Consider the following 12,145-nt stretch of genomic DNA (forward strand, 5'->3'; position numbering starts at 1 on the left):
GCTTCACGAGCGCGGGCGCTCATCGCCGGAGCGAGCCTCACGGCGTCGCGCTTTGCCCCATGCGCGCGCGCGTCGCGCCGCAATGCGCGACGAGATTGCGCTGCGTCGCGACGAATTGCTTGAGAGGCGTATCGATGTCGTAGAACCAGATGCTCGCGACAAACCCATACAACGCGCAATCGATGCTCGCGGGCGCAGCGCCGAACATGAACGGCCCGTCGCCGAGCAGGCTCGCCATCGCCTGAAGGCTCGCTATGCCGCGCGCATACGCGGCCTCGGGCTCGTACCGTCCGATGCCCTGATACCGATAGCGCTCGAAGTTGTATTTTCGCGCGCCCTCGAGCGCCTCCCCGCCGATATCCGGATGCTGCTCCAGAAGCGCCGCGCGGAACTGCGGCCAATAGCGGTCGTCGCGCCAGCGCGAATACGACATCACCCAATAGAGATCGTCGAGCGTGCGGCGAATCAGCAGATCGAGGTCGCGCTGCGGGGCGGTGAGCGCGTCGTCGAGCGTCAGCGCGTACTTGCGTTTCAGATGCGCGATGATCGCATCGCTGTCGCCGATGGTTTCATCGTCATCCACGAGATACGGAAGCTGGCCGCGCGGCGCGGCGCTCGTGTCGAGCACATGACGATGCCCGAACGGCAGGCACGCGAGCTTCAGGAACGCGAACACCTTCAACCCGAACGGGTTGTTGTCTTCGAGGCCGAACAACTGAGGATATGAATACAGCGTGATCATCGGCGTCTCCGGGCGTCGCCCTGCAAGGACGCGCCAACTTCGCTACGATTGCCGACTGGCCCCGCAGCTTCCCGTCACGCGGCGCGCGTTTCGGCATTCTCCCGTCACGCGCCGCCACACACGCAAAATACTATGCCCACGCCGCCTCATGCCATCGGTTTTACGCTCGATCCGCTCGATCGCGTGTCGGAAAAGCGCGACGACGAAGCGTTCGTCGCCAGCCTGCGCGACGATCCGTCCACGCGCTTTCTGCTTTTCGTGAACAACGTGCCGCTCTTCAAGCGCATCGACGGGCACGATCCGCTCTTCAGCGCGCAGGAAGCGGCGGCGGCCGGCGCGCCATCGCAAACAGTGTTTCTCGGCCGCGACGCCGAAGCGCGCGCGCTTTTCGCGGCCTCTTTCGACAACGCGACGGAAAGCCTTCCTGAAGTCGAAGCGATCGAGCTGCGCCCCATCGCGATGCAAGGGCTCGTGGCGCCCTGGCTCGTCAGCGCGCTCGGCGAAGCGCGGTCGATGCTCGACTGGCATCGCCGTCACCGATTCTGCGCGAACTGCGGCCAGCCGACCGATTCCGCCGGTGCGGGCTGGCGGCGCATCTGTCCGAATTGCAAGGCGCAGCATTTTCCGCGCGTCGATCCGGTCGTGATCATGCTCGTCACCGATGGAGAACGTTGCCTGCTCGGGCGTCAGCCGCAATTCCTGCCGGGCATGTATTCGGCGCTGGCGGGTTTCATCGAGCCGGGCGAAACCTTCGAGCACGCGGTGTATCGCGAGGTGCTGGAGGAAGCGGGCATCCGCTGCACGGACGTGCGCTATTTCGCGTCGCAGCCGTGGCCGTTTCCGTCGTCGCTGATGATCGGCTGCTTCGCGCGCGCCGCCACCGCCGAGATCATCGTCGACAGGAACGAACTGGAAGACGCGCGCTGGTTCACGCGCAAGGAAGTCGCCGCGATGCTCGACGGCACGCACGAAGCGGGCATGTCGGCGCCCAAGCCGTTCGCGATCGCGCATCATTTGCTGAAGGCGTTCGCGACAGGCGAGCTGGATTGAAAGGCAGCGTCGCGGCGTTCCTTCGGAGATCGGCGCAGAATTCCAGGCTGTGACGCGCGGGCGCGCACCGCATTTCTCAGACACCGGGTGAACGACATGAACATGAAAGGCGGCGTCCATATCTGGCTGATCCGGCATGGCGAAACCGAATGGAGCAAGTCGGGCCAGCACACCGGCACGACCGACATCCCGCTCACCGATGACGGACGCAAGCAGGCAACCGCGCTCGCGCCGGTCCTCGCGTCCCAGACCTTCGATCTCGTGCTGACGAGCCCGATGAACCGCGCGATCGAAACATGCCGCCTCGCGGGTCTCTCCGGTCTCGCGCAGGTCGAACCCGAACTGCACGAGTGGAATTACGGCATTTACGAAGGCCGCACGACGCCGGATATTCGCGAAGAAGTGCCGGACTGGTCGGTGTGGACGTCGCCGATTCCCGAAGGCGAGAGTCTCGCCGATGTCGGCAGGCGCGCGCAGGCGCTCATCGACACGCTGCTCGCAACGAACGCGACGAACATCGCGCTCTTTTCGCACGCGCATTTCTCGCGCGTGTTCGGCGCGCAATGGGCGACCGGCTCGCCCTCGCTCGGCGCGCATCTCGCGATGGACACCGCCGCGATGAGCGTGCTCGGCTTCGAGCGCGACGTGCGCGCGATCATCAAGTGGAATCTTCTGCCGTAGTCAGAGCGTCTCGCGCTCGACCAGCTCGAAGCCAACATCGACGCGCGTTTCCCCGGTCGCGCCGCCCAGCCTGTCGATGAGACAGCGCGCCGCCGTCGCGCCGATGCGCTTGCGGTCCACGCGCACGGTCGTGAGCGCGGGCATCGCGTCGGCGGTGAATTCGAGATCGCCGAAGCCGCACACGGCGATGCGCCCGGGAATGTCGATCGCGAGCCGGCGCGCCTCGGACACGACGCCGAGCGCGAGCAGATCGGAGCTGCAGAAGATCGCATCGACGCCCGCGCGCCTTTCGAGCACGCGCCGCAAGCCTTCCTTGCCGAGGGCGACAGAACTGGGCGGCGGCATCAGTATTTCGGCGACATCGTTCACGCCGTGTTTCTCGAGGGTCTCGACGAAACCGCGCCGCCGCGCGAGCGCGCGCCGGTCGTTCGCGGACACGAGCGCGGGGCGGCGCGTGCCGCGCGCGAGAAAGCGCTCGGCCACCATCACGCCGATGTGCTCATGCGAAAAGCCGACGAGCATGTCGATCGGATCGTCGCTCATGTCCCACGTCTCGACGATCGGAATGCCGAGCTTGCGCAGGCGGTCTCGCAGCGTCGGCGTGTGCGCGACGCCCGTCAGGAACACGCCTTCCGGACGACGGCTCAGCACGGCGTCGAGCAACGCGTCTTCGTCTTCGTCGCTGTAGCCGGACAGGCCGAGCAGCACCTGATAGCCGGCGCGCGCCATCGTATCGCTGAAAACCTGCACCGTTTCGGAGAAGAGCGAGTGCGCGACGGTGGGCACGATCGCCGCGATCAGCCGCGATTTCGCCGATGACAACCCGCCGGCCAGCCGGTTCGGCACGTAGCCCAGTTCCGCGACGGCGTGGCGCACGCGGGCGAGCGTCTCGGGCGCGACGGTGCCGGGCGCGTTGAACACGCGCGAGACGGTGATCGGCGAGACGCCCGCGGATGCCGCCACGTCGGTGATGCGCACGCCTTTCGCGCCTGTGCGCGCGCGGCGCGTGCGTGTGAGGTCCGGTTTGGTCGAGGCCATCTTGGTGTCGGCTTGAGCGGGCTTCGATGGAAACGCAAGGCCCGTACAGTCAGCCGACCGTGCGCCGCTTGCGCCATTCCTCGTAGGCGGCGAGCGTTTCCTCATTCGGCGGATACGTGCCGCGCAGCATCGCGCCGCCTTCCACGCGCGAGGACAGGAATTCCTCCATGATTTCCTGCCCGGTCGCGTCCTTCGCGACGTCCTCGGCCATGTAGCGCGGCACGACCACGACGCCATCCACATCGCCGACGACGATATCGCCCGGATACACCGCCACGCCGCCGCATGCAATCGGCACGTTCATGTCGACCGCGTGATGCTTCGCGAGATTGAGCGGCGCGCTCGCGCCCGCGCAAAAGAGCGGCAGGCCGATATCGCCGATCGTGCCCGAGTCGCGCACGCAGCCGTCCGACACCATGCCCGCGACGCCGCGAACCTTGAGACGCGTCGTGAGGATCGAGCCCGTCGACGCGACGCTGCGCTCGCCGCGGCAATCCTGCACGAGGACGCTGCCCGGCGGCGCGCTTTCGACGGCCTTGCGCTGCGGGTGATCCGGGTCCTGGAACACGCCGACGTGATCGATATCCTCGCGCGCCGGAATATTGCGCAGCGTGAACGCCGGCCCGACCATGTTCGGCGTGCCTTTCGCAGGCTTCACGAGCGGCGCGACGCCTTGCAGGAACACGTTGCGCAGGCCGCGCTTGAAGAGTTGCGTCGTGAGCGTCGCGGTGCTGACGTGGCGCAGCAGCTCGATGGTTTCGTCGGAAATGGCGATATCGGGTGTCGTCATGAGGTTGCGCGTCTCAATGTATGTCGGGGTCGCCGCCGGTCGCGGCTTTCTCTTCGAGGAAATCGAAGTCGCAGCCCTTGTCCGCCTGCGTCACATGCAATTGATGCATCACGCCGAAGCCGCGCTCGAACGGGCGCTTCGGCGGTGTCCACGCGGCCTTGCGCGCGGCGAGCTCGTCATCGGTGACACCGAGATGCAGGCGGCGCGCGGGCAAGTCCAGCTCGACGATGTCGCCGTCCTTCACGAACGCGAGCGGCCCGCCGACGAACGACTCCGGCGCCACATGCAGCACGCATGCGCCGTAGCTCGTGCCGCTCATGCGCGCATCGGATATGCGGACCATGTCGCGCACGCCCGCTTTCAGAAGCTTCTGCGGGATCGGCAACTGGCCCCACTCCGGCATGCCCGGCGCGCCGACCGGCCCGGCGTGCTGAAGCACGATCACCGAATCGGCGGTGATGTCGAGCGCTTCGTCGTCGATGCGCGCGGCCATGTCGGCGTAATCCCTGAACACGACCGCCGGCCCGCGATGCCTGAGCAGGCGCGCCTCCATCGCCGCCGGCTTGATCACGGCGCCGTCCGGCGCGAGATTGCCGGTCAGCACCGCGAGGCCGTCGTTCTGGACCAATGGATGGGTGCGGCGGCGAATCACGTCGTCGTTGAAAATCGCGGCCCCCGCGATGTTCTCGCCGAGCGTCGCGCCATTGACGGTCAGTTGCGAGCCGTCGATCAGATCGCCGAGTTCGGCGAGCAGCGCGCGCAGGCCGCCGGCGTAGAAAAAATCTTCCATCAGATATTTGCCCGCCGGGCGGATGTTGCCGAGCACCGGCGTCACGCGCGCGAGTTCGTCGAAGCGCGCGGTCGTGAGCGGCACGCCCGCGCGCCGCGCGACCGCCACGAGATGCACGATCGCGTTGGTCGAGCCGGACAGCGCGAGCACGGTCGTCACGGCGTTGTCGAAGGAGGCCGGCGTGAGAATGTCGGACGGCTTGAGGTCCGTCCACACCATGTCGACGATGCGCTGCCCCGTCAGCGACGCGTGCTGCGCGTGCCGCGAATCCACCGCGGGAATCGACGCGAAACCGGGCAGCGTCATCCCGAGCGCTTCGGCGGCGCTCGTCATGGTCGATGCCGTGCCCATCGTCATGCAATGGCCCGGCGAGCGCGCTATGCCGCTTTCCACGCCCTTCCACTCGTCCTCGGTGATCGTGCCCGCGCGCAGTTCCGCCCAGTACTTCCACGTATCGGAGCCGCTGCCGAGCGTGCGGCCGTGCCAGTCGCCGCGCAGCATCGGGCCGGCGGGCAGAAAGATCGCGGGAAGGTTCATGCTGATCGCGCCCATCAGAAGGCCGGGCGTGGTCTTGTCGCAGCCGCCCATCAGCACGCAGCCGTCGAACGGATACGAGCGCAACACTTCCTCGGCTTCCATCGCGAGAAAATTGCGGTAGAGCATGGTCGTCGGCTTCTGGAACGGCTCGGCGAGCGTCATCACCGGCATTTCGACGGGAAAGCCGCCCGCCTGCCAGATGCCGCGCTTCACTTCCTCGACGCGCTGCCTGAAGTGCGTGTGGCACGAATTGATTTCGCTCCACGTGTTGAGCACGGCGATAACCGGCTTGCCCATGTAATCGGACGCGTGATAGCCCATCTGCGCCGTGCGCGAGCGGTGGCCGAACGAGCGCAGGTCGTTCGCGCCGTACCAGCGGTGACTGCGCAGGTCTTCCGGCTTCTTGCGATTCAGAGTCAAGCGGCGTCTCCTTGATGGTAGCGCTACCATGCGACGACCAAAAATGGTAACGCTGTCATCCGCGAGCGTCGCTCGGGGTTTGTCCGGGAATTGCGCTACTTGATAGTGAGATGAACCGACGCGATCAGCTCGGACAGTCCGAGCCAAAGAATCTCGACGCCGATGCAGAAGATGACGAACGCGAAGAGGCGCATCGCGACCTGCGTGCCGGCAGTGCCGAGCAGGCGTTCGAGATGCCCGGCGAAGCGCACGCACACATAGATGCTCGCGCACAGGACCACCAGCCCGACGCCGACACCCGCGAGATGCACCGGCTGCAGGCCGTGGCGCGGCGAGCCGGTGCCGAGTGCGATGGCAACCGCGATCGCGCCCGGCCCGACGGTGATCGGCAGCGTCAGCGGATAAAAGGCCTTCGCGCGCAGCGATGCGCCGCTGCGGGGCCTCGGCGCGGCCTCGGAGGCGTCGTCGTCATCGGGCGCCTGCAGCAGGCTCCAGCCCGCCATCGCGACGACCAGACCGCCCGCCACGCGCAACACAGGAATCGAAATGCCGAAGAACGACAGCACGTAGGCGCCGATCGAAAGCGACGCGAGCAGAATCGCGAAACTGTTGATGCAGATGCGCCGCGCAAGCTCGGCGCGATCGTCGTCGCCGATATGCGGCAGCATGCTCAGCACGACGAGCGCCGTCGCCGGCGGATTGATGATCGGGAACAAACCGGCGACGATCACGAGGACCGTCTTGGCGAATTCGTTGAGCATGCGCGTCGTTGTCCGTTCGTCGTTGGCTTGCTGCAAGCCCGGACATTGTGCACGGTAAGTCGAATCGCGTGCGCGGCAATCGACGGTTCAGGCGAACGGCGCCGAAAGAATCAACGCGCATTCGGTGAGAAACGACCCGAGCCCGACGCCGATCAGCACGCGCGCGATGACCGTCCACATGCGGCGATCGACATTGCCCGCGCAGCGCCACGCGAGCGTGCACCACAGCAGATACAACGCCGAGCAGAGGGCGAATACGCCCAGCATGCCGGGCCAGAACCAGACGGTGATCAGCAGGAATGTTTCGGGAGCGACGCCGCTCGTCCAGAGGTCGAGATAGACGAACCACCATGCGAGGTGAATCGGCACGCCCAACAGCCACCAGACTTTCCAGCAACGTTCTTCTCCGCGCCAGGCCTTGCGCAACATGCGTCGTCATGCAGTGGAAAGAGGCACGCATTCTACTCCACGGCGCCTCGCATCCGCGTGCCGTTCACGCCGACAGGCTGCGGCGCTTCGCCTCCATGCGCGTGATGAGACGCTGCAGCACGTTCTCCGCCGCGCCCGAAAGCTGCACGAAACGGAATCCGACGACATAGCGCACATCGCCGCGCGGCGTGGTCACGGTGCGCGGCGACACGAGTTCGAGATCGACGGGCAATGCCGCGCCGGGGCCGAGATGCAGCACGACATCGTTGAACAGCGTGCCGGTCTCCGTTTGCGCGAGACGCGGCGTGTCCATGCGCAGCGCGATGCCGCCGAGCGACAGATCGTGCACTTCGTAGCGGAACGATTCGCCGTCGCCGAACGCGCCCTTCGCGTAGAACGGATCGAGAATCGGCGTCGGCACGCGGAAGTATTCGCGGCGCTGGAACTGATAGAGCTTCTCGGGAAAGGAGACTTCGAACGCCTGCCGTCCCTCGCAGGTCACGGCATGGGCGGCGTGCGTCGTGAATTCGACGCGCACGCCGTCCGGCGCACCCTTGAAATACAACTGCCGCGCTTCGAGCAGCGCGCGGTTGTCCGATTCCACGCCGCCCCAGTCGAACACGATACGCGCACCGCGCACATCGACTTCCAGCAATTGCGTGACGATCTGCCCTTTCCCGCTCGTGACCGTCAGCATGTCGCGACGCTGCACGAGATTGCGCAGAACAATGGATATTTCGGATGGCGTATGTCGCGCGAAGCGCTCGTGGTCCTCTGCGAGTTTTTCGATGTCGGATGCCTGCGGTAACGGTTCGGCGAGCATGATGGTCCAATCTAGTTATCAGTTTGGGACAGTGAGCGACGACTACCTGATCTGACCATGTTGCCCGAAAAGAAAGTGCTCCAGTCCGTCAGTAACGACTAGGTTTTCACGGTAATTCAGCGTTTTGCAGAGCAGCAAACGCGCTTGCCTTACGTTTTGCCTTCGAAAGTGCAAAAAGGCCGGGCGCTGTCACCCGGCCTCGTGCTTCACGCTGAATGCGTCACGCGAGCGCGTCGGACTCGCTTGTGAGCGCGCGGCGTCTCATCGGCGTGAGTGCGGCGCCGAGGCGCTCGCCCTGAGCCTCGCTGACCAGACTCGTCAGAATCTCGCCGAAGCGCGGCTCGTCGACGCCGGAGATGATGTACTGCCAGCGATACGCGTCGACCAGCCCCGCATGCACGCGCGCCTCTTCGTCGTCGGACAGCGCGCGGTCGAGTAGCGTGACGAAGTAGTGCGCGTCGGCGGCGGCTTGCGCCTGCATCATGCCGTCGATCGCCGCGACGAGTTCGATCAGATCGCCGATCGCGGCATCGCGTGCGTCGTCGTCGATGCGCGCGTCCTCGCGCACCCATTCCAGTTCGTCGATGATCGCGTGCTGCGACTCCTCCTTCCAGTGAAACAGGAAGATGTCCTTGAAGAGCGGCGAGAGGCTCGCGTCGCTCTCCATGCTCTGCCGGTAATGCACCTGCGTGACGATTTCGACGCAGCACGTCAGCGCGAGAATCGACCATGTGGACTTGCCGAGCACGAACGCGGCGACTTCGTCGGCCTGCGCAACGAAGCGATAGCCGGGCGGAAGCGCTTCGGCCGCGAGCGCCTCGACGCGGCGGAACAGTTCCTGATGCTTCAGCTCTTCATCGGTGAAACGAACGATCGCTTCGAGCGCGGTCTGATCGCCGAGCGCGTGATCGCGGCCGACTTCCAGCATCTTCGCGCCGACGAAACGCTCGATCATGCCGAACATGTTGGCGTACGTGCGGCCCTGAATCTGCGACATGAGCCGGCGTTCGCGCGTATCCAGAAACGGCAGGCGGTTGACTTCGGTGAGCCCGTCGGGCATGAACTTGTGCGCGGGATCGAAATGACGGCCGCGCAATACGTCGCGATCGATATCCCAGCGAATGCGGCGGGACACTTCGATGCACTTCGCATAGCGTTGTTGCGTACTGGTCTTGCTGGACTCGTGCTGAACGGCTTTCATGTAAAAACTCCGGGATGACTCTGCGTCGATGACTGCGTTGAAAGGGGCGCCGGACAGGCGGCGCGCCGCGTCGAACAGGTCGGCGTAGGGTTCATGCATGAGTCATGCGTCGCGTCACCGTTCTGCTGATCATTCTCGGGAGTGCCGCGCTTTCGCACATGAGGCGCAAGTCCCGGTCGCGAACCGGGACGCGACGTTTTGGCGCCAGGGAAGGGGGACGTGTGTCCCGAAGGCTCAGGCAGGCGCGTCGAAGCCCGCGCGGCGGGCAAGCACGATTGCCTGCGCGCGATTCTCGACTTCGAGCTTCGCGAAGATGCTGGTGATGTGATTGCGCACCGTCTTCTCACTGAGCGCGAGGCGCGCGGCGATCTGCGCGTTGTCGCGCCCGCCCGCGATCAATTCGACGATATCCCGCTCGCGTGGCGTCAGTGCGGAGAACGCGGGATCGGCCACTTGCGCAGACGGCAGGAACGCCCGCACTTCCTCGCGCCAGCGCTGCCAGGCGGCGTCGGATTCGAGCGTGAGATGGTTCTCGCTTTCGAGCGGCACGAAGCGCGCGCCGGGAATCTGACCGGCGAGCAGCCGGCTTTCGTCGAAGGGCACGCGCGCGTCGCCGGTGGCGTGCAGCACGAGCGTCGGGCATTGCACGCGCGGCAGCAGATCGACCACGTCGATCTCGTTGAACACGCGCATGATGCGCGCGGCATTGTGCGGCGTCGTGGTCAGCCGTTCGAGCTCGTTGAACCAGTGATGCTGCTCGGGCGTGCCGCCGGGAATGAATTGCGTCGTGAAGAATTGCCGGAACGCGGGATTCTGTTTTCCCCAGCCGAGTTCGGCGAGTTTCACGAGCATTTCGGCTTCCTCGCGCAGCGCCGGATCGCAGGTGCGCTTGAGCCGGCCGCGCGCGTAGCCGCCGTGCAGCACGAGATGCGTGACGCGCTCCGGATGCGCGACCGCATACGCGATGGCGATCGACGCGCCCTGCGATATCCCGAGCAGCGGAAAGCGTTCGAGGCCACTCGCATCGACGACGGTTTCGAGATCGCGCAGCCAGGCGTCGAAGGAAATGTCGGGGACATCGCGGTCGGAGAGACCGCAGCCGCGCTGATCGTAGCGAATCAGCGTGTGGCGGCCGCACAGTTCGAGCACCAGATGGCTCCAGACCGGACTCGTGAAGTCCAGCTCCAGATGACTCAGCCAGTTCGCCGCCTTGATGAGCGGCGGCCCTGAGCCGCAAGTCGCGTATGCGATGCGCACGCCGTCGCTCGCCGGGCAAAGGCGGATCTGCTGCCGTGGCATGGACGGGCGCGGCACCATCGGAGTGATGTGTATGTAGGGACTACGTACAAAGTCGATGCCCGCGCGGCGGCCCCGCGCGTTCGCTCATGCTCGCCCGTAATGCTTTGGAAAGTCAAGGACGGCGCGCGCCGCGCATCTGGCTTGTCAGGTCGCCGTGATGCATCGCGAGCGCGCGCATCGACGGCCACATATGCATGTAATGCACCATGAAGCTGTCGCTGCCCTGAAGCTGGTACGGCGTGTTGATCGTCGTGCAATCGAGAAGATCGCGATATTCGGCGAGGCCGTGCCGTTGCAGCACCTTGATGAACACGTCCTGATCGCCGCCGCTCGCGTATGTGGACGATTTATCCGCGATCCCGCCGATGGTCTGCTCGATTTCGCTCAGCACCTCGATGTTTTGCCGCGTGTTCCGAAAGCCCATGATGCCCGAGTTGAACCGCCAGCTCACGTCCGTCGCGATCACGCGGTCGCGGTCCTTCATGAGCGATTCGAGCGGCCTGCCCTGATCGACGACGAGCACGTCGGCATCGATCCAGAAGACCCATTCGTGTCCGGGCAGATGGCGCAGCAGCACCCACGGCTTGATCCAGTTGCCGCTCGCGTCCGGGCCGGCGTCCGGCGGCACGTCGCGATAGAGATGGAGCGCATAGCCGTGCCGCTCGCAATAGCGGCGCAGATTGCGCTCGGCGATCGCGCCGTACTCGCGGATATTCGGCGTGTAGAGCATCGCGAGCGCGACACGCGCGTCGCCGTTCACTGCCTCGTAGCGCGCTTCGCCGGTTTCCGGTGCCGGCAAGGCGAGATACGGCAGTCCGCGCGCCTGATAATCGTTGACGTGCTCCGCGAGCAGATCGCGCAGGCCAGCGAAAACCGGCTGATTTCTCGGCGCTTCGCGTATATCCGCGAGCGCGAGCGCGAATGCGGGCCATTCGGACCAGACCGGAGACACGTCCAGCGCGGCAAGCGCAACGGGCACATAGCCATTGATCGCCACGTTGAACGACAGCGGATCGAGCGCGCGCAGCAACTCGGATTCGCTCACAAGCGCGTGGCCGCCGAACTTCGCACGCTCGCAAAGGCGCTCGACGCACTCGCGCGCGGCGGGCGTATTGCGCCAGAGCTGGAACGCCGCCATCACATCGACGTCGTGGCTGTCGCGGTACGAGATGATCCAGTCGCGGCTCCCGCCTTGCATGAAAGTCTCGCAGGGTATGTCGCGCAACAGCAGGCAGTCCTGCGTCAGCAGCAGCACGAGGTCGCCCTCGGCGCTCGTGCGCAGCGCTCGCAGCAGCACCTGATATTTCAGCAACATCCGCAGATGCGGCCAGCCGATCGCGCTCGCATCGACGTATTCGTGTCTGTATCCCTGACGCGCGCAGTAGCGGCGCGCATTCTCGAACGACGCGTGAGCGTTACCGTCCGCGAAAAAACTGATGACGTGCGTTGTCATGGCGATGCTCCGTGATTTGCGTTCCTATCCGGGCGATTCTGGTCCCGGGGTCGGCGCGTGAGCAAGCGCAAGGACAGTTTGTTTCATCCGCTTGGGCATCGGCTGCGATCGTTTCGCGCAACGACGTGGGC

Annotated in this window: 12 protein-coding genes; 2 read left to right on the plus strand and 10 right to left on the minus strand. The window is 65.5% G+C overall.

The window, feature by feature from the left end:
* Nucleotides 1-37 precede the first annotated feature (37 nt).
* The gene (locus tag NCS58_RS24565) at nucleotides 38-742 is read right to left on the minus strand and encodes a glutathione S-transferase C-terminal domain-containing protein (protein ID WP_061119178.1); all 705 of its coding nucleotides are present in this window, start codon (nucleotides 740-742) and stop codon (nucleotides 38-40) included.
* Nucleotides 743-874: 132 nt separating this feature from the next.
* Here NCS58_RS24565 and nudC point away from each other — a divergent pair, with 132 nt between their 5' ends.
* Nucleotides 875-1,792 carry an NAD(+) diphosphatase gene (gene nudC, locus NCS58_RS24570; protein WP_061119179.1) on the plus strand — a complete coding sequence of 306 codons (918 nt, stop codon included), beginning with the start codon at nucleotides 875-877 and terminating at the stop codon, nucleotides 1,790-1,792.
* 102 nt (nucleotides 1,793-1,894) lie between these two features.
* A complete protein-coding gene (locus NCS58_RS24575) occupies nucleotides 1,895-2,473 on the plus strand; it encodes a histidine phosphatase family protein (RefSeq protein WP_250477735.1) in 579 nt (192 codons plus the stop codon).
* Here the strand turns inward: NCS58_RS24575 and NCS58_RS24580 are convergent, their stop codons facing one another.
* The 9 genes from NCS58_RS24580 to NCS58_RS24620 form a co-directional block, all read right to left on the minus strand.
* Nucleotides 2,474-3,511, minus strand: a complete 1,038-nt coding sequence (locus NCS58_RS24580) for a LacI family DNA-binding transcriptional regulator (RefSeq protein ID WP_061119181.1) — start codon at nucleotides 3,509-3,511, stop codon at nucleotides 2,474-2,476.
* Between the two features lie 49 nt (nucleotides 3,512-3,560).
* Nucleotides 3,561-4,301 (minus strand): ribonuclease activity regulator RraA, encoded by a 741-nt coding sequence (locus tag NCS58_RS24585; protein WP_061119182.1) that lies wholly within the window; start codon nucleotides 4,299-4,301, stop codon nucleotides 3,561-3,563.
* 13 nt (nucleotides 4,302-4,314) lie between these two features.
* Complete coding sequence (araD, locus tag NCS58_RS24590) at nucleotides 4,315-6,048, minus strand: L-arabinonate dehydratase (protein ID WP_250477736.1); 1,734 nt, start codon at nucleotides 6,046-6,048, stop codon at nucleotides 4,315-4,317.
* A 95-nt stretch (nucleotides 6,049-6,143) separates the two neighbouring features.
* Nucleotides 6,144-6,809, minus strand: coding sequence for a MarC family protein (locus NCS58_RS24595; RefSeq protein WP_061119267.1), 666 nt, complete (start codon nucleotides 6,807-6,809; stop codon nucleotides 6,144-6,146).
* A gap of 87 nt (nucleotides 6,810-6,896) precedes the next feature.
* Nucleotides 6,897-7,238 (minus strand): hypothetical protein, encoded by a 342-nt coding sequence (locus tag NCS58_RS24600; RefSeq protein WP_061119184.1) that lies wholly within the window; start codon nucleotides 7,236-7,238, stop codon nucleotides 6,897-6,899.
* 64 nt (nucleotides 7,239-7,302) lie between these two features.
* Nucleotides 7,303-8,061: a flagellar brake protein gene (locus tag NCS58_RS24605; RefSeq protein ID WP_061119185.1), complete on the minus strand. Its 759-nt coding sequence runs from the start codon at nucleotides 8,059-8,061 to the stop codon at nucleotides 7,303-7,305.
* 220 nt (nucleotides 8,062-8,281) lie between these two features.
* On the minus strand, nucleotides 8,282-9,262 hold the full coding sequence (locus tag NCS58_RS24610) for a hypothetical protein (RefSeq protein ID WP_061119268.1): 981 nt from the start codon (nucleotides 9,260-9,262) through the stop codon (nucleotides 8,282-8,284).
* Between the two features lie 234 nt (nucleotides 9,263-9,496).
* A complete protein-coding gene (locus NCS58_RS24615; protein ID WP_086961238.1) occupies nucleotides 9,497-10,579 on the minus strand; it encodes an alpha/beta fold hydrolase in 1,083 nt (360 codons plus the stop codon).
* Between the two features lie 94 nt (nucleotides 10,580-10,673).
* Nucleotides 10,674-12,014 carry a hypothetical protein gene (locus NCS58_RS24620; RefSeq protein ID WP_061119187.1) on the minus strand — a complete coding sequence of 447 codons (1,341 nt, stop codon included), beginning with the start codon at nucleotides 12,012-12,014 and terminating at the stop codon, nucleotides 10,674-10,676.
* Between the last annotated feature and the right edge of the window lie 131 nt (nucleotides 12,015-12,145).

The sequence above is a fragment of the Caballeronia sp. INML3B genome, assembly GCF_023631305.1.
Taxonomy (GTDB): Bacteria; Pseudomonadota; Gammaproteobacteria; order Burkholderiales; family Burkholderiaceae; genus Caballeronia; species Caballeronia turbans.

Excerpts from the sequence above, each read along its gene's own strand:
- NCS58_RS24565 (WP_061119178.1), bottom strand. The coding sequence starts at position 742 with ATGATCACGCTGTATTCATATCCTCAGTTGTTCGGCCTCGAAGACAAC.
- nudC (WP_061119179.1), top strand. The coding sequence starts at position 875 with ATGCCCACGCCGCCTCATGCCATCGGTTTTACGCTCGATCCGCTCGAT.
- NCS58_RS24575 (WP_250477735.1), top strand. The coding sequence starts at position 1,895 with ATGAAAGGCGGCGTCCATATCTGGCTGATCCGGCATGGCGAAACCGAA.
- NCS58_RS24580 (WP_061119181.1), bottom strand. The coding sequence starts at position 3,511 with ATGGCCTCGACCAAACCGGACCTCACACGCACGCGCCGCGCGCGCACA.
- NCS58_RS24585 (WP_061119182.1), bottom strand. The coding sequence starts at position 4,301 with ATGACGACACCCGATATCGCCATTTCCGACGAAACCATCGAGCTGCTG.
- NCS58_RS24595 (WP_061119267.1), bottom strand. The coding sequence starts at position 6,809 with ATGCTCAACGAATTCGCCAAGACGGTCCTCGTGATCGTCGCCGGTTTG.
- NCS58_RS24600 (WP_061119184.1), bottom strand. The coding sequence starts at position 7,238 with ATGTTGCGCAAGGCCTGGCGCGGAGAAGAACGTTGCTGGAAAGTCTGG.
- NCS58_RS24605 (WP_061119185.1), bottom strand. The coding sequence starts at position 8,061 with ATGCTCGCCGAACCGTTACCGCAGGCATCCGACATCGAAAAACTCGCA.
- NCS58_RS24610 (WP_061119268.1), bottom strand. The coding sequence starts at position 9,262 with ATGAAAGCCGTTCAGCACGAGTCCAGCAAGACCAGTACGCAACAACGC.
- NCS58_RS24615 (WP_086961238.1), bottom strand. The coding sequence starts at position 10,579 with ATGGTGCCGCGCCCGTCCATGCCACGGCAGCAGATCCGCCTTTGCCCG.
- NCS58_RS24620 (WP_061119187.1), bottom strand. The coding sequence starts at position 12,014 with ATGACAACGCACGTCATCAGTTTTTTCGCGGACGGTAACGCTCACGCG.